Below are 15,929 nucleotides of genomic sequence, written 5' to 3'. Positions count from 1 at the left end.
CATTGAGGTAAACAAGTTCCAGATTTATCGCGCAGCATGGTCGCTTGACATTGCCGGCTCCCGGCGCTTGAACACGGCGGGCACGCGGAAGGATCGGGCCGAAGATGGGACGAGAAGGGACGCCAAGCCATGTTGCGATCGGCCAATGACGAGATCGTAGAGCTTCTCGCCGGGCGGCCGATCCTGCTCGTGGGGATGATGGGCGCCGGCAAGACCACCGTCGGCCGCCGTCTCGCAGCGCGCCTGGGGCTTGATTTCGTCGACTCCGATGCCGAGATCGAAACCGCCGCCGGCATGCCGGTCCCCGACATATTCTCCACCCATGGCGAAGACGAATTCCGCGCTGGCGAGACCCGCGTCATCGCGCGGCTCCTGCGCGAACACAAAGGCATCATCGCGACCGGTGGTGGCGCCTTCATGAGCGCTGAGACCCGCGCGCTCGCAAAGCAGCTGGCGGTCTCGATCTGGATCAAGGCGGAGTTCGAGTTGCTCTTTTCCCGCGTCTCGCGCCGCTCGAACCGACCCTTGCTCAAAACACCCGACCCGCGCGGAACGCTGCAGGCCCTGATCGACGCACGCTATCCGACCTACGCGCTCGCCGACATCACCATCACTTCGCGCGACGTACCGCACGACGCCGTCGTCGACGACATCCTCCAAGCGCTCGACACCTTTCTGAAAGCGGAAAGCCGACCATGACCGATAATCCCGCCGAGACCATCGTCACCGTCCCGCTGGGAGACCGCGCGTACGATATCGTCATTGGCAGGAATGCCATAGACAGCGCGGGCGAACGGCTCAAAACGCTTTTCCCCGGCGCCCGCTTCGGCATCGTCACCGACGAGAACGTCGCAGAGGCGCAGCTCCCGCGGCTCATCGCGTCGCTCAATGCGCAAGGGCTGGCGCACACCACCATAACCGTAGCTGCGGGCGAAGCGAGCAAGTCCTATGCGAACTTCGAACATGTCGTCGACGCCGTTCTTGCGGCGAAACTTGAGCGCAATGACATCGTCATCGCCCTCGGCGGCGGCGTGATCGGCGATCTCGCCGGTTTCGCCGCCTCCGTCGCCCGGCGCGGCATGGATTTCGTGCAGGTCCCCACCTCGCTTCTTGCCCAGGTCGATTCTTCGGTCGGCGGCAAGACGGGGATCAATTCGCAATACGGCAAAAACCTCGTCGGCGCCTTCCACCAGCCGCGCCTCGTCCTCGCCGACCTGTCCGCGCTCGACACGCTCCCCGAGCGCCAGTTCCGCGCGGGCTACGCCGAAGTCGCCAAATACGGGCTGATCGACGATGCGGAATTTTTCTTCTGGCTCGAGGACAATTTCAACGATATCGCTTCAGGCGGCCCCGCCCGCGCCGAAGCCATCGCGCGCTCCTGCGCCGCAAAGGCTCGCGTGGTCGCAGAAGACGAACGCGAAACCGGCGCCCGCGCGCTTTTGAACCTTGGACACACCTTCGGCCACGCGCTCGAAAAAGCCACAGGCTATTCAGACCGTCTTCTGCATGGCGAGGGTGTCGCCATCGGCATGGTGCTCGCGCATCAGTTCTCCCAAAAACTGGGACTCTGCCCGGGGCAGGACGTGAGCCGCGTCATCGCCCATTTGCAAAGCGCGGGCCTGCCCACTACATTGGCTGACATTCCCGGAGACTTGCCGCCCACTTCCCAGTTGATAGATATGATTGCGCAGGACAAGAAGGTTTCCCGCGGCGCTCTGACGTTCATTTTAACGCGCGGGATCGGGCAGTCGTTCATCGAGCGCAACGTCGATCCGGCACAGGTACACGCCTTCCTTGAGGACATACGATAATGGACGCAACCCTCTGGTTGTCTCTTGGTGCCATCATCGCACTTCTGGCGATGAGCTTTTTCTTTTCGGGCTCGGAAACCGCGCTGACGGCTGCATCGCGGGCGCGCATGCATCAGCTTGCGCGCTCGGGCAATCCGCGCGCAACCGTTGTCGAAAAGCTGACGGCGGAAAAGGAACGCCTGATCGGCGCCATCCTTCTGGGCAACAATGTCGTCAACATTCTCGCCTCGACCCTCGCCGCGAGCGTGCTGATCCAGATTTTCGGGGAAGCCGGTATCGCCTATGCGACGCTCGCCATGACCGCTGCGGTCGTCATCTTCTCCGAGGTGCTGCCCAAGACCCTCGCGCTTTTGCGCCCCGACGGCTTCGCGCTCGTCGTCGCGCCGGTCATCCGCGTCATCGTTTTCCTGTTCGCGCCGGTGACACACGCGGTCCAGGGACTTGTTAATCTCATCCTGCGCGGCTTCGGTCTCGACACCTCCAAGGCCAGCGCGATCTCTGCCCATGAAGAGCTGCGCGGCACCGTGGACTATCTCCATTCCGAAGGCGAGGTGGTCAAGCACGACCGCGACATGCTCGATGGTATTCTCGACCTGCGTGAGCTTGAGGTCTCCGACGTCATGGTGCACCGCACCCGTATGCTGGCGCTCGACGCGGACATGCCGGCGGACGAGCTGATTGGCGCCATTCTCGACAGCCCCTTTACGCGCGTGCCGCTCTACCGCGACAAGCAGGACAATATCGTCGGCGTCGTCCACGCCAAGGACCTGCTGCGCGCCATCCAGAAGGCCGAGGGCGATATTTCCAAGGTTAACGTCCAGCGCATCGCCTTCAAGCCATGGTTCGTGCCCGACACGACATCGGTCCAGGCTCAGTTGAACGCCTTTTTGAAGCGCAAGCTCCATTTTGCGCTGGTCGTCGATGAATATGGCGAAGTGCAGGGGCTGGTGACGCTCGAGGACATCCTTGAGGAAATCGTGGGCGATATCGCCGACGAGCACGATACCGTCATCGAGGGCCTGACAAAGCAGGCCGATGGTTCCTATATTATGGACGGCAGCTTGCCGATCCGGGACCTCAACCGCGCGCTCGACTGGAACCTGCCCGATGAGGAAGCAACAACGCTGGCTGGTCTCGTGATTCACGAAGCCAAGCTCATTCCCGAGCCGGGCCAGCAGTTCACCTTCCACAACCTGCGCTTTAAAGTGCTCAAGAAGAGCCACAACCGGATCACGCAGCTGCGGGTGACGCCGATCGATCAGACGGTGGCGGTGAAATAGCGCAAAACGCCGGGACTCAACTCTCCACCTCGATCGCCAACGCGTGGAGACCGGCGTCGAATTGCGGCTTCAATGCCTCATTGATGGCACGATGTTGCGCCACACGGCTAAGCCCCGCGAGCTTTTCGCTGGCGATACGGACACGGAAATGGGTGTTGCCGCCCTCGCGCCAGCCGGCATGACCGCGATGGCGCTCGGATTGGTCCTCGACTTCGAGAAAGGTGGGGGAGAACCGCTCGGTCAGCGTGGCTTCTATCGTGTCACGTACGCTCATGATGATGTCAACAGGCCTCGGGATCGATTTTGGCCAATAAGGCCGGGGCAAAAGGATACGAAAGGGTATATGCTCATGGGCTGCGATTTGCGCAAGGCGTTGGCACGTATTCTGACGACAAGAAAGTGACGATGAAAGAGACGAATAAACTGTTCGAATCCATTCGCATCAAGCCCCGCCGCGGCGGCGCCACCGAGGCACAGGCCGAGACGCATCCGGGCTGCGATTGGGATGGCTGCGACAACCCCGGGATCTACAAGGCCCCCAAGGGTGCCGCCTCCGAAGGCCAGTTTCACAATTTCTGCCTTGAGCATGTGCGCCACTACAACAAGGCCTACAACTACTTCTCCGGCATGAGCGACGAGGAGATCGCAAACCATGCCCAGAAGATGAACGCGCCAGGCAGCAAGGAAACATGGGCGTTCGGATCCAACCGATTCGGCGCATCGAACCCGCAGCCGCGCAAGTTCAAGACGCGCGACTATACGGGCAAGCGCATGCACGACCCCAATAACCTGTTCGCGCGCCTCCAGCGCAACCAGGCCCGCGCCACCGGCAGCACGCACACCGAACGCGAGGTCACGCTCACCGGCCAGGACCGCATGGCACTCGAAACCCTGGGGCTCGAGGGCCGCAAATCGCGCGAGGAAATCAAATCGGCCTATAAGAGCCTCGTCAAAATCCACCATCCGGATGCCAATGGCGGCGACAAGCGCTCCGAGGAGCGCCTGCGCGCGATCATTTCGGCCTACAATCACTTGAAAGCGAAAGGCCTTGTCTAGGCGCGCCGGCCTGCACAAATAAGCAGCAAACGACCGTCTAGGCCAACAGCGACAATGCTGTTATAGGTCAGCGCACTTCTCCTGCCGACGCGATTAAAGACGCGCCTTTTCAAGAGGCAAAGATATGACTGAGTTTTCCAACCTGCCCGATACCGATTACAACGTCCGTGACACGTTCGGCATCGACAGCGACTTGGTGGTCAAGGGATATAAGGAAACCGATCCCCACGTCCCCGAGCTCGACCCCGACTACCTGTTCGACCGCAACACCACGCTTGCGATTCTCGCCGGCTTTGCGTTCAACCGTCGTGTGATGGTGCAGGGCTATCACGGCACGGGCAAATCCACCCACATCGAGCAGGTTGCCGCCCGCCTCAACTGGCCGCTCGTGCGCGTCAACCTCGACAGCCACGTCTCGCGTATCGACCTCGTGGGCAAGGACGCGATCGTTCTCAAGGACGGCAAGCAGGTCACCGAGTTCCGCGACGGCATCCTGCCCTGGGCGGTGCAAAACAACATCGCGCTCGTCTTTGACGAATACGACGCCGGCCGGCCCGATGTGATGTTCGTGATCCAGCGTATTCTCGAAGCCTCGGGTCGCCTGACGCTCCTCGACCAGAACCGCGTCATCCGCCCCCACCCGGCCTTCCGCCTGTTCGCGACCACCAACACCATCGGTCTGGGCGATACGTCGGGGCTCTATCACGGCACCCAGCAGATCAACCAGGGCCAGATGGACCGCTGGTCGATCGTGACGACGCTCAACTATCTCCCGCATGAAAAGGAGACCGGGATCGTTCTGGCCAAGGCCAAGTCCTACCAGAACCCCGAGGGCGAGAAGATCGTTTCCAACATGGTGCGCGTCGCCGACCTCACCCGTTCGGCCTTTATCAACGGCGACCTGTCGACCGTGATGAGCCCGCGGAGTGTGATCACCTGGGCGGAAAACGCGGAAATCTTCGGCGATATCGGTTTTGCCTTCCGGCTGACCTTCCTCAACAAGTGCGACGAACTCGAACGCCCTGTGGTGGCTGAGTTCTATCAACGCGTGTTTGGCGAAGACCTGCCCGAGTCCGCAGCCAATCTGGCTATTTCCGCTTAACCTCATTTCTATGCACGGCCCCTAGGGTCAGGGACCTATCAAATTCGCACTCACGATGGAGACGCAAATGGCCAAATGGCAGGAAGAGAGCGCAGAGCGTATCGGATATACGGTCAAGCTCTCTGACGCCCCAGTTGGCCATTTGCATCCCACCCCGGAGGGGCGCGCCGGATTTGGCCATCCGGTGCGTCAAAGCACTCGCCCGTATCCCCGATACGCGCAGCGTGCTTTTCCTGCCGGGCTGGCCAAATCCGGCTGCGTCGTGAGCGCGAATTTGATAGGTCCTGACCCTAGGCATCCGGGCCGTGCCGGATGATTGCCCATGGCCACCCCGCCGCGCTCAAAAGCCAATAAGCCCGACTCGACCTTGGCGTTCAAAGCCGCCGTGGGCGCGACCGTGCGCACCGTTGCGGGCAAGCCCGATCTCGAGGTGAGCTTTACCGCCGACCGTCCGATCCTCACCTCGGATAAAGCGCGGCTTGCGGCCCTGCCGCGCCTGCCGACGAGCCGCGACATCGCAATAGCGCGCGGTCAGGGCGACGCCATGGCGATGCGCATGGCAAGCCACGACCCGGCTTGTCACCGGAAAATGGCGCCGCAGGATCCCGAAGCCCGCGCCGTCTTCGACGCGCTCGAACAGGCGCGCGTAGAATCACTGGGCGCCAAGCGCATGGCCGGTATGGGTGCCAATCTTGCCGAAATGCTCGAAGACCGGCTCTTCCGCGCCAACTACGCCAACGTGACCGAACTCGGCGACGCTCCGCTCGCCGAAGCGCTGGGACTGATGCTGCGCGAAAAGCTCGCGGGTATCGACATACCTCCCTCTGGCCGCGAGATCGTCAATCTCTGGCGCGAAAAAATCGAAGCACGGACAAGCACCTCGCTCGATGCGCTGGCACAGCACCTCGACAACCAGACCGAATTCTCCCGCGCCGCGCGCACCATCCTGCGCGACCTTGATCTGATCCCCGATTCAGAGCTCGACTACGAAGAGCCCGAGGAAGGCGACGGCGGCGACGCGGACGCCCAGAACAATCAGGCCGTCAACGGTGACGAGGATCAGGAACAAGGCGAATCAGACGGCGCCGAAATGGAAGGCACCGAGGAGGCACCCGGCGAGCACGAAGAAGCCGGCGACGTCGAGGGTATGGAAGCCGACATGGCCGAGGGTGACGAAGAAGCCGCTCAGGCCGGAGAGGATACACCCGCGCCACCACCACAGGCCGACGGCGAACACCGGCTCTCCAACGAGCCGGCCTACAAGATCTTCACGACCAAGTTCGACGAGATCGTTTCCGCCGCCGAGCTGTGCCCGACCGAAGAACTCGATCAGCTCCGGCAATTGCTCGACAAGCAGCTCGAACACCTCGCCGGTGCCGTCGCGCGGCTCGCCAACAAGCTCCAGCGCCGCCTTATGGCGCAGCAGAATCGCGGCTGGGACTTCGACCTCGAAGAGGGTATTCTCGATACCGCGCGCCTGACCCGCGTCGTGACCGATCCCCTGCAGGCGCTCTCGTTCAAGGAAGAGCGCGACACCGAGTTCCGCGATACTGTCGTCACTCTGCTGATCGACAATTCCGGCTCGATGCGCGGTCGCCCGATCACCATCGCGGCGATCTGCGGGGACATTCTCGCGCGCACGCTCGAACGGTGCGGTGTGAAAGTCGAAATCCTTGGCTTCACCACCCGCGCCTGGAAAGGCGGCAAGTCACGCGAAGCCTGGCTCGATGCCGGACGCCCGCCCAATCCCGGCCGCGTCAACGACATCCGCCACATCATCTATAAAAGCGCCGATGAGCCTTGGCGGCACGCCAAGCGCAATCTCGGGCTGATGATGCGCGAGGGCCTCTTGAAGGAAAATATCGACGGCGAGGCGCTGCAATGGGCCCACAAGCGCCTGCTAGGCCGCCCGGAAAACCGGCGTATGCTGATGGTGATCTCCGACGGAGCACCGGTCGACGACTCCACCCAGAGTGTCAATCCCGGCAACTACCTTGAAACCCACCTTCGTTCGGTGATCGAGGACATCGAGACACGCTCACCCATCCAGCTCGTCGCCATCGGCATCGGCCACGATGTCACGCGCTACTACCGCCGCGCCGTCACCATTCTCGATGCGGACGAACTCGCCGGCGCGATGACCGACAACCTCGCCGCGCTCTTTGACGAGGAAGCCCCCGGCGAGGCGCGCAGGCGATGGCGCTAAGGGGGCCGGCCCTCGCCGCGTTCGTTCTGCTCGCCACCGCGCCGGCCTACGCCGACCCCATCACCGTGGATGCCAGGCGCATCTCAACCTTCCAGGGCGCTCACATCGGTGAACCCGTCGATGGCCTCATCTTCCGGGGTGGCCTTGAGCTCAATAGCCCCACCGAGGATTTCGGTGGCATTTCCGACATTGCCATTTTCAACGGCGCACGCTTCGTCGCCGTCATCGACAGCGGTTGGCTTCTCTCCGGGCAACTCGAGCACGACGCCTCCGGCACCCCATCCGGCCTCTGCGCCGTCGAGATCACGACGGTGACGGACAATAGGGGCGAACGCCCCTATGGCTGGCGCGAGAAGGACGCCGAGGCGGTCGATGTCGTTGTCCGCGATGGCGCTCCGGCAGCCGTCCGCGTCGGCTTCGAGCGCCTCACCCGCGTAGTGGACTACGCGCTTTCCGGAAACCGTCCGGTCCCCCCTGCCCGATCTGTCGCAATTCCCGCCTGGCTCAGCCAATTGCGCGGCAACGAGACCATCGAAGCGCTCTGCATCGCCCCGCCCGCATCCCCTATCGCCGGATCGACCCTCATCCTTACAGAGGGCGCAACCGACGGTTCTGGCTGGGCCGCAACGCTGTTGGGTATCGAAGATCGCGGCGACCTTGCATTGAGCCGCACCGGCGACCTCCACCCCACAGGCTGCGCCTTCCTGCCCGATGGCGACCTGCTCGTTCTCGAACGCGGGCTGTTCATGCTCTCCTTCACCACCCGCATCCGCCGCATCGCCGCCGAAGACGTGCACGCAGGCGCCGTCATGGACGGTGAAGTGCTGTTCGAGGCTTCGGGCCGCGACGTCGACAATTTCGAGGGTCTGGCCGTTTATCCTCACCCGGGCGGCGAAACACGTCTTGCCATTGTCTCGGACGATAATTTCAATAGCTTTCAGCGAACCCTGCTTTACGAGTTCACCCTGCCCTGACCCCATCGATTGCGTTTCCTATGACCCCCGAAGACCTCATCGCAACCTATGAGCAACGGCTTGCCCAAATGTCGTTCGACGCCGTCTCCGACCTGATCGCGCCGGATGCCTTCTTCTGGTTCTCCGATGGAAGCCATCGTGGCCTTGAACAAATCCGCCGCGCATTCGATGCGACCTGGGCACAGCTCCAAAACGAAACCTATTGGCTGACCGAACTTGAATGGATTGCCAGGGGCGACACCGCTGCCGCATGCATCTACAAGTTCAACTGGACAGCCCAAATCGATGGCCAGCCGGCCTCGGGCGCGGGCCGTGGCACAAGCGTATTGGAAAAACGCGAGGGCCGCTGGCTGATCGTCCACGAGCATCTGTCGGCAGACCCCGCCTGAACATCAAACGGACCCAAGGAGAAAGCTCATGAACATCGATCTCTTGCGCGCGCTGTGCGAAACGCCGGGCGCGCCAGGCCGCGAGCACAAGGTCCGCGCCCTCATCGAAAAGGAAATCGAGGGCCTGTTCGATGAGGTGACGACCGACGCCATGGGCTCGCTTCTATGCAAGCGCAACGGCAAGGGCGAGAACCCCGAAAAGGTTATGCTCCTGTGCCACATGGACGAAATCGCCTTCCTCGTCACCCATGTGAGCGAGAAAGGCTACATCCATGTCGACCCTGTCGGCGGGTTCGACGCGCGCAACCTCTTCTCGCGCCGCGTTCTCGTCGTCACCCGTGACGGCGAATACAAGGGTGTCATGAACCCCGGCGGCCGCCCGATCCACATTTCGGGTCCCGACGAGCGCAAGAAGATCCCCGAGCCCAAGGATTTCTTCGTCGATATCGGACTGGGTAAGGAGACCCGGAACAAGATCAAGGTCGGTGACTTCATCGTCATGGACGAACCGCTCATCGAAATGGGCGACAAGATCGTCTCAAAAGCCCTCGACAACCGCATCGCCTGCTGGCTCGGCATCGAGGTGATCCGGAAGCTCGTTGAAAACGGCGGCAACCACGATTGCGAGATCCACGTCGCCTTCACCGCCCAGGAGGAAGTCGGCCTGCGGGGCGCCCGCACTGCAGCTTACGCGATCAAGCCCGATATCGGCTTCGGCATAGACACCTCACTCGCCTGCGACACCCCGGGCGTGCCCGAAAACGAGGCGGTCAACACGCAAGGGAAAGGCTTCGGCCTCCACATCAAGGATTCCTCGTTCATCGCCGATATCGCGCTCGTCGAGGAAATCGAGGATCTGGCGATCGAAAAGAAGATCCCCTACCAGCGCACCATCCTCGCTCGTGGCGGCCAAGACGGTGCTGCGGCGCAGCAGGCGGCTGCTGGAGCCAAGGCGGTCGGGATTGTAGTCGGCACGCGCTATATCCACACGGTCACCGAAATGATCGACAAGACCGACCTGCAGGCGGCGCTCGACATTCTCGTCGCCTATCTTGAAAAGCACTGAACCGAAAAGGGCGCCCCGGAGGCGCCCTTTTTGACTACGTCGCGATCACGACCCGGTCGGGGATCCAGCCCCGCAGCACCTTGTAGGGAACAAGCAGTGCGAGCGCGACGAGCATCTTGACCACGAAATCACCCGCCGCGAGCGACACCCACAGAGGCACCTCACCGCCGACAGAGAGGAACGGTACGGGGAAGGCGAGCGATGCATCTTCACGACCGAGCCCTGTGTCGAGAAAGGCAAAACTAGCCGCAAACGCGACACCGAAGAAAAAGACCGTGTCGATCGCAGATCCTATGGTCGAGGAGATCAGCGGCGCCTGCCACCAGCGGCCCTGACGCAGGCGATGGAAGATGGCGATGTCGAGCGTCTGCGCGATGAGGAACGCCGTACCCGAAGCGATCGCGATGCGTGGGCTGGCAAGCAGCATACTCAAGGCAACAGCGAGCACAAACCCCACCAGCACGACGACGCGCGCCTTTTCCGGCCCGAAATGCCGGTTGGTGAGGTCGTTGACGAGAAACGCCACCGGATAGGTGAACGCGCCCCAGGTCAAAAGGTCCGCAAGATTGATCGGCCCAAGCTGCGCCTGGACTGGAAACTGGACGAAATAATTGGAGGCTGTAACCACGATGGCCATCGCTGCGATGGCCAGAACAAAACGCGTGCTCATGACGCGAATTCCTTTCTTACCCAGAGCGGCAACATGACCGCCGGATGCTTTCTCTGGCCGCGCCCCGGCAAATGACCGGTGCGGCCTCCCACCCTTTCTTTCGGTCGGCGGGATAAACCAAACGCCGCGCATTGAATCTCAACGCGCGGCGCGAAAAAGCCGGATCACTCCGTTCAACCCCGGGGGCTTAAGAGGCCAGGGCCTGACGGATTTCCTTCTTGAGACCGAGCGCGCGCGCCGAAAGCTCGGCATCGTCGGCCTTCATGAGGAACGCATCGAGACCACCGCGATGCTCGACCGTGCGCAGCGCGGCCGCCGAGATGCGCAGCTTGACCTGACGGTCGAGCGTCTCGGAAATCAGCGTCACATCACACAGGTTGGGCAGAAAGCGGCGACGGGTGCGGTTGAGCGCATGGCTCACATTGTTGCCGGTCATAACGCCCTTGCCGGTCAGTTCACAGCGCCGTGCCATTTTGTTTTATCCTGTCAATCAAAGACCGGGACCGGGGCATAAGCCCCAGTCAACCAGTCTGGGTACAAACGGAAAGTTTGGCGGGGATATAAAGAAACCCGCCGCACCCGTCAAGCGACTCCCGCCGGTTTGGACGCTAGACACCGCACGATCAAGCGGGCAACGTGGGAAAAATCCGATTCGCCGCCAGCGATTTGGCCATTACCTGACCCATTCGAAAGTTACGAGTGCGCGTGTGAGACAGCTTGCTTTTTCCTCTCTTCTCGCTGCCGGCCTCACGGCAATCGGATTCACCACACCAGCATTCGCAAACGAGGCACACGCGCTTGCCCGTTACGTCATCAGTCTGGGCGGTATCAACGTCGCATATATGAATGTCCGGCTCGATGTGGAAGGCGAAAGCTATCGGCTCGACCTCTCCGCCGATGTGACCGGCCTTGCCCAGGTCGTGTCCCAGGGGGCAGGATCGGTAAATTCGGGCGGGCGGGTCACCTCTACGGGTCTGGCCTCCAGCCGCTTCTATCTTGAAACCCGTAGCCAGGGCGAACGCTTCTCGCTTGAAACACGCTATTCGGGTGGCAATGCCTCAGACGGTATCGTCTCGCCGCCGCTTGCCGAGAACCCAGACCGCATACCGGTCACCAGCAGCCATCGCACCGGCGTTAACGATCCGCTCGCGGCCTTTATCCTGCGCGGCCCTGCACTCGACTCGTCTCTATGCAACCGCCGGTTCGACATCTTCACCGGCATCGAACGCTTCGATATGGCGCTAAGGTATGCCGACAGCCAGGAGGCGACCTCCACTCGTACGGGATATCAGGGCCCTGTGGTGCTGTGCACAATGCGCTACATCCCGATCTCGGGCCATTTCACAAGCTCGGAGATCACCAGCTACCTCGCCGATTCGACCCGCATGATGACCTGGTACATGCCGCTCGACGGCTCGGATTTCTATATCCCCTACCGCGTCCTGATGGGCACGAGCTTCGGCGATCTTTCGATGGTCCTGGTGGATATCGACTAGGGAACACGGAAAGGGAGCCCACGGGGGCGTACCCACCGAATACTCCTGCCCCCCACTCCGTCATCCTCGTGCTTGACGCGAGGACCCGTAGCGGCGCGGCATCCCCGGCAGAAGTCGGACGCACCCCCGCCAAGTCACGCTCTATGCTCCCACCCCCTGCTCGGGGCGCTTCGAGCTTGCAGGTCCTCGCGTCAAGCGCGAGGATGACGGAGTGGAGGGAGAGGGCGCGCAACCTGTCAAAACACAACGCAGGACCGCTAACGGCTTCTGAGTCGCCACTGTCCCATTTCTGAACGGTCAAAATCTTTTTCGTTTAAATGAGCACTGAACCGTCCCGGAAACGCTGAAAAAACCCGTTTCCATAATCAACTCTTTGATTCTTTTTACGTTTACGCCCCGTTAGCATTCGTCCCGATTCTGGGCGAATTTACCACTTACTAACGAACGTGAACGGAATTGGGGGAAAAAACACGCCAAATTCACGCCCCGACAGTGCACTTGACCTCACTTGTGCAACCCTTGGCTTGCACCATACAAGATGCTGTAGGGAACAAACCCGGATTCGACCGAAAATGCCGATTCGGTTCTCGTTTGTTCTTTTTTCGTTCGATAAGTTAAACGGACCCCCCGTTTAGGCCTTGTTATTCCCAATTCGATACACCACGTTCCAACCCACGACTGGCCGCCCCTTCCGTAACCACCGCGCTAAGCGATGCTCCACACCCCATCCCAAACGGTAAAGGCGGTCCTGGGACCGACCAATACCGGCAAGACCCACTACGCAATCGAGCGGATGCTAGCGTACCGCAGCGGGCTGATCGGCCTGCCGTTGCGGCTTCTGGCGCGCGAGGTCTATACCCGCGCCGTCGAGCGCGTGGGTGAAGCAGCGGTTGCGCTGGTGACGGGCGAAGAACGAATCGTCCCGAAAAACGCGCGCTATTGGGTCGCCACCGTCGAGGCGATGCCGTCCGATCTCGAAGTCGACTTCCTCGCCGTCGACGAAATCCAGACCGCGACCGATTTCGACCGAGGCCACGTCTTCACCGATAGAATACTCAACCGGCGCGGCCGCACCGAAACCCTGCTCCTGGGTGCGCAGACCATGGAACCGGTGCTCCGCCGGCTGCTCCCGCACGCCGATATCCAGTTCCGTCCCCGCTTTTCGCAACTGACCTATGCCGGCTCGAAAAAGCTCTCCCGCCTGCCCCGCCGGTCTGCCATCGTCGCGTTTTCCTCAAACGAGGTCTACGCCATCGCCGAGCTCTTGCGCCGCGAGCGCGGCGGCGCGGCGGTCGTGATGGGCGCGCTTTCCCCCCGCACACGGAACGCTCAGGTCGAACTCTTCCAGAACGGCGACGTCGATTTCCTCGTCGCCACCGACGCCATCGGCATGGGGCTCAACCTCGACGTCACGCACGTCGCCTTTGCCGCCGATTCGAAATATGACGGTCGCCAGTTCCGCCCGTTAACGCCGTCCGAGATCGGCCAGATCGCTGGCCGCGCCGGACGGCACATGCGCGACGGCACCTTCGGGATCACCGGCGGCACGGAACCTTTTTCCGAGGAGGTGATTGAACGTCTCGAAGCCCACGAATTCGAACCGGTCAAACAACTCCAGTGGCGCAACGCGAACCTCGATTTCTCATCCCTTGCCGATCTGCAAAAAAGTCTCGAAGCGGTGCCCGAGCACGCGAGCCTCACCCGCGTGCCCGTGGCCATCGACCAGAAGGCACTCGAACACCTGATGCGCCGCGATACCGCGCACCTTGCGACGTCCGAAGAGCGCGTGCGGCTCGCCTGGGAGTGTTGCCAGATCCCCGACTATCGCGATATTTCACCCGCCGCGCACGGCGAAATCGTCGCAAGGGTCTATTCCGACCTCGTTTTAGGCAACAAGATCGACGCCGACTGGATTGCCGAGCAGGTCCGGTTCTGCGACAATACCACTGGGGACATCGATACCCTGTCCAACCGAATCCGCCAGATTCGGACATGGACATTCATCTCGAATAGAAAAAACTGGCTGGAAGACCCCGCACACTGGCGCGAAACAACCAAAGGGATTGAGGACGCTCTCTCCGACGCTCTGCACGAAAGGCTGCTCCAGCGTTTCGTCGACCGGCGGACCAGCGTGTTGATGCGTCATCTCAGAGACAAGCATATGGTATCACCACAAATTACCGAAACGGGCGAACTCACGATCGAAGGCGAGGTCATCGGCACGATCGAAGGGTTCCGGTTCACGCTCTCACGCCTTGACGGGGAAGCCGATTCCAAAAGCCTGCGCACCGCGGCGCATACCGCAGTCGCGCCGGAGATCGCCAAACGCGCCGACAGGCTCGCGGGGGCACCTAATGAGGAGTTCGTCCTGACCACGGATGGCGTCATCCGCTGGCGCGGCGAGGTCGTGGCCGAACTGGCCGAAGGCCCGACGCTTCTAAGCCCGCGTGTCATCATCCTTGCCGACGAGGCGCTGTCGGGCCCCGATCTCGAAAAGGTCGAGGACCGGCTCTCGCTCTGGCTGCGCCATCACGTCAACACCCAGCTTGAGCAGATCGTCGCCCTCGCCGAGCCCGTCGACCTCGAAGGCACCGCGCGGGGCATCGCGTTCCAGCTTTCGGAAAATCTTGGACTGATCCCCCGCGCCCAGGTCGCTGACGACGTGCGGGCGCTCGATCAGGACGTCCGCGGCAAGATGCGCAAGATGGGTGTCAAATTCGGCGCGCATCACATTTACCTGCCGATGACGCTGAAACCCGCCCCCCGCGAGCTGGCGCTGATCTTGTGGGGCCTGAAGAACGGCGGCGTACGCCAGCCCGGCATCGCGGAACTGCCCCATATCATCCTTTCGGGCCGCACCTCGTTCCCGATCGACACGACGTTCGACCCACGGCTCTACGAAATTGCAGGGTTCAAGGTCGCCGGCGACCGGATCGTGCGCGTCGACATTCTCGAGCGGCTCGCCGATATCATCCGTCCGCTGATCGCGCACGACGCAAGCCGCCCGTCGAACACCCCACCTCCCGAAGGTGCCGCCGAAGCCAATGGCTTCCGGGTGACCGTGGAGATGACGTCGCTTCTCGGCTGCGCGGGCGAGGATTTCGCCTCTGTCCTCAAATCGCTTGGATACAAGGTCCGGCGCACACCCAGGCCAAAAGCTGAAGCGTCGGCACAGACGGAGCCCGCGGCGTCCGAACCCGCTCCGGTCGAGATGCCCGCCAACCCTGAGTCGGAGCCCGTCACAGCCGACGCCGCACCGGCGGAAGCCGCAACCCCGGACCAAGCCGCAGAACCGGCGGAACCCGAATTCGATGAAGTCTGGTTCCCTGCCGGTCGGCGGCCGGATCGCAACCGCGCACAGCGCGGCAAGCGGCCCGAAGGCGAGGCGCGGCAACAGAACAAGGGCTTCAAAAGCAAGAAGCCCAGCGGCAAGCGGCATGAATCCGAGGGCAAGCCCAAGGGCGATCGCTCCCACAAGCCGCGCGCCGAAAAGCCGATCGACCCGGATTCGCCCTTCGCGGCCCTGGCTGCGCTCAAGAAGTCATGACGGCGACCACCCGTCAGCGGCTGGACAAATGGCTCTGGCACGCGCGGGTGGTGAAGTCGCGTACGCTTGCACAAAAGCTGATCCTGAGCGGAGCCGTCCGCGTCAACGGTCAGCGTGTGAGCGACACCAGCACCCGCATCGGGATTGGGGATGGGCTGACGTTCGTGCTGCACGAGCGCCTGCGCGTCCTCAAAATCCTCGGGTTCGCTGAAAGACGCGGCCCGGCGCGCGATGCTATCCTGCTCTATGAGGATCGCTCTCCCGACGCACCAAGGCGCCTCGAAATGCCCGCCTGGAAACCGTCGTCGGCGTCTGAAACCGACGAGTAAGCT

Annotated in this window: 15 protein-coding genes; 12 read left to right on the top strand and 3 right to left on the bottom strand. The window is 62.1% G+C overall.

The window, feature by feature from the left end; translation table 11 throughout:
* Positions 1-129 precede the first annotated feature (129 nt).
* From LG281_RS14015 to LG281_RS14005, 3 genes are read left to right on the top strand one after another with little or no spacing between them, the layout of a single operon-like run.
* Positions 130-699 (top strand): shikimate kinase, encoded by a 570-nt coding sequence (locus tag LG281_RS14015; protein ID WP_404401727.1) that lies wholly within the window; start codon positions 130-132, stop codon positions 697-699.
* Positions 696-1,811 carry a 3-dehydroquinate synthase gene (gene aroB, locus LG281_RS14010; protein ID WP_404401725.1) on the top strand — a complete coding sequence of 372 codons (1,116 nt, stop codon included), beginning with the start codon at positions 696-698 and terminating at the stop codon, positions 1,809-1,811. The genes LG281_RS14015 and aroB overlap by 4 nt, the downstream gene beginning before the upstream one ends.
* Positions 1,811-3,091, top strand: a complete 1,281-nt coding sequence (locus LG281_RS14005) for an HlyC/CorC family transporter (RefSeq protein WP_404401723.1) — start codon at positions 1,811-1,813, stop codon at positions 3,089-3,091. The genes aroB and LG281_RS14005 overlap by 1 nt, the downstream gene beginning before the upstream one ends.
* Before the next feature lie 16 nt (positions 3,092-3,107).
* Here the strand turns inward: LG281_RS14005 and LG281_RS14000 are convergent, their stop codons facing one another.
* Positions 3,108-3,365 (bottom strand): BolA family protein, encoded by a 258-nt coding sequence (locus tag LG281_RS14000; protein WP_404401721.1) that lies wholly within the window; start codon positions 3,363-3,365, stop codon positions 3,108-3,110.
* 131 nt (positions 3,366-3,496) lie between these two features.
* On the opposite strand from LG281_RS14000, the gene LG281_RS13995 reads away from it, so the two are divergent.
* The 6 genes from LG281_RS13995 (at position 3,497) to LG281_RS13970 (ending at position 9,884) form a co-directional block, all read left to right on the top strand.
* Entirely contained in the window at positions 3,497-4,147 is a 651-nt protein-coding gene (locus LG281_RS13995) for a J domain-containing protein (protein WP_404401719.1), read from the top strand.
* Between the two features lie 124 nt (positions 4,148-4,271).
* Positions 4,272-5,249 carry a cobaltochelatase subunit CobS gene (cobS, locus tag LG281_RS13990; RefSeq protein ID WP_404401717.1) on the top strand — a complete coding sequence of 326 codons (978 nt, stop codon included), beginning with the start codon at positions 4,272-4,274 and terminating at the stop codon, positions 5,247-5,249.
* A 322-nt stretch (positions 5,250-5,571) separates the two neighbouring features.
* Complete coding sequence (cobT, locus tag LG281_RS13985) at positions 5,572-7,455, top strand: cobaltochelatase subunit CobT (protein ID WP_404401715.1); 1,884 nt, start codon at positions 5,572-5,574, stop codon at positions 7,453-7,455.
* Positions 7,446-8,429 (top strand): esterase-like activity of phytase family protein, encoded by a 984-nt coding sequence (locus LG281_RS13980; protein WP_404401713.1) that lies wholly within the window; start codon positions 7,446-7,448, stop codon positions 8,427-8,429. Before cobT ends, LG281_RS13980 begins: the two co-directional genes overlap by 10 nt.
* A gap of 20 nt (positions 8,430-8,449) precedes the next feature.
* Complete coding sequence (locus LG281_RS13975; RefSeq protein WP_404401711.1) at positions 8,450-8,818, top strand: YybH family protein; 369 nt, start codon at positions 8,450-8,452, stop codon at positions 8,816-8,818.
* A gap of 28 nt (positions 8,819-8,846) precedes the next feature.
* Positions 8,847-9,884: a M42 family metallopeptidase gene (locus LG281_RS13970; protein ID WP_404401709.1), complete on the top strand. Its 1,038-nt coding sequence runs from the start codon at positions 8,847-8,849 to the stop codon at positions 9,882-9,884.
* A gap of 34 nt (positions 9,885-9,918) precedes the next feature.
* Here the strand turns inward: LG281_RS13970 and LG281_RS13965 are convergent, their stop codons facing one another.
* Positions 9,919-10,554: a VUT family protein gene (locus LG281_RS13965; RefSeq protein WP_404401707.1), complete on the bottom strand. Its 636-nt coding sequence runs from the start codon at positions 10,552-10,554 to the stop codon at positions 9,919-9,921.
* 187 nt (positions 10,555-10,741) lie between these two features.
* Positions 10,742-11,026 (bottom strand): 50S ribosomal protein L28, encoded by a 285-nt coding sequence (gene rpmB, locus LG281_RS13960; protein WP_404401705.1) that lies wholly within the window; start codon positions 11,024-11,026, stop codon positions 10,742-10,744.
* A 235-nt stretch (positions 11,027-11,261) separates the two neighbouring features.
* Between rpmB and LG281_RS13955 the strand changes: the two genes are divergently transcribed.
* From LG281_RS13955 to LG281_RS13945, 3 genes are all read left to right on the top strand, one after another.
* The gene (locus LG281_RS13955; RefSeq protein ID WP_404401703.1) at positions 11,262-12,050 is read left to right on the top strand and encodes a DUF3108 domain-containing protein; all 789 of its coding nucleotides are present in this window, start codon (positions 11,262-11,264) and stop codon (positions 12,048-12,050) included.
* A 712-nt stretch (positions 12,051-12,762) separates the two neighbouring features.
* Positions 12,763-15,597 carry a helicase-related protein gene (locus LG281_RS13950; protein ID WP_404401701.1) on the top strand — a complete coding sequence of 945 codons (2,835 nt, stop codon included), beginning with the start codon at positions 12,763-12,765 and terminating at the stop codon, positions 15,595-15,597.
* Positions 15,594-15,926, top strand: a complete 333-nt coding sequence (locus LG281_RS13945) for an RNA-binding S4 domain-containing protein (RefSeq protein ID WP_404401699.1) — start codon at positions 15,594-15,596, stop codon at positions 15,924-15,926. Before LG281_RS13950 ends, LG281_RS13945 begins: the two co-directional genes overlap by 4 nt.
* The last annotated feature ends 3 nt before the right edge of the window (positions 15,927-15,929 follow it).

Origin of the sequence: Pelagibacterium halotolerans (assembly GCF_044811015.1) — a bacterium.
Lineage (GTDB): Bacteria > Pseudomonadota > Alphaproteobacteria > Rhizobiales > Devosiaceae > Pelagibacterium > Pelagibacterium halotolerans_A.
This window is presented reverse-complemented; position numbering and strand designations above follow the sequence as displayed.

Coding starts and splice junctions, on each gene's coding strand:
- LG281_RS13945 (WP_404401699.1), top strand. CDS start 15,594: ATGACGGCGACCACCCGTCAGCGGCTGGACAAATGGCTCTGGCACGCG.
- LG281_RS13950 (WP_404401701.1), top strand. CDS start 12,763: ATGCTCCACACCCCATCCCAAACGGTAAAGGCGGTCCTGGGACCGACC.
- LG281_RS14005 (WP_404401723.1), top strand. CDS start 1,811: ATGGACGCAACCCTCTGGTTGTCTCTTGGTGCCATCATCGCACTTCTG.
- aroB (WP_404401725.1), top strand. CDS start 696: ATGACCGATAATCCCGCCGAGACCATCGTCACCGTCCCGCTGGGAGAC.
- LG281_RS13975 (WP_404401711.1), top strand. CDS start 8,450: ATGACCCCCGAAGACCTCATCGCAACCTATGAGCAACGGCTTGCCCAA.
- LG281_RS13970 (WP_404401709.1), top strand. CDS start 8,847: ATGAACATCGATCTCTTGCGCGCGCTGTGCGAAACGCCGGGCGCGCCA.
- LG281_RS13995 (WP_404401719.1), top strand. CDS start 3,497: ATGAAAGAGACGAATAAACTGTTCGAATCCATTCGCATCAAGCCCCGC.
- LG281_RS13965 (WP_404401707.1), bottom strand. CDS start 10,554: ATGAGCACGCGTTTTGTTCTGGCCATCGCAGCGATGGCCATCGTGGTT.
- cobS (WP_404401717.1), top strand. CDS start 4,272: ATGACTGAGTTTTCCAACCTGCCCGATACCGATTACAACGTCCGTGAC.
- cobT (WP_404401715.1), top strand. CDS start 5,572: ATGGCCACCCCGCCGCGCTCAAAAGCCAATAAGCCCGACTCGACCTTG.
- LG281_RS13980 (WP_404401713.1), top strand. CDS start 7,446: ATGGCGCTAAGGGGGCCGGCCCTCGCCGCGTTCGTTCTGCTCGCCACC.
- LG281_RS14015 (WP_404401727.1), top strand. CDS start 130: ATGTTGCGATCGGCCAATGACGAGATCGTAGAGCTTCTCGCCGGGCGG.
- LG281_RS14000 (WP_404401721.1), bottom strand. CDS start 3,365: ATGAGCGTACGTGACACGATAGAAGCCACGCTGACCGAGCGGTTCTCC.
- rpmB (WP_404401705.1), bottom strand. CDS start 11,026: ATGGCACGGCGCTGTGAACTGACCGGCAAGGGCGTTATGACCGGCAAC.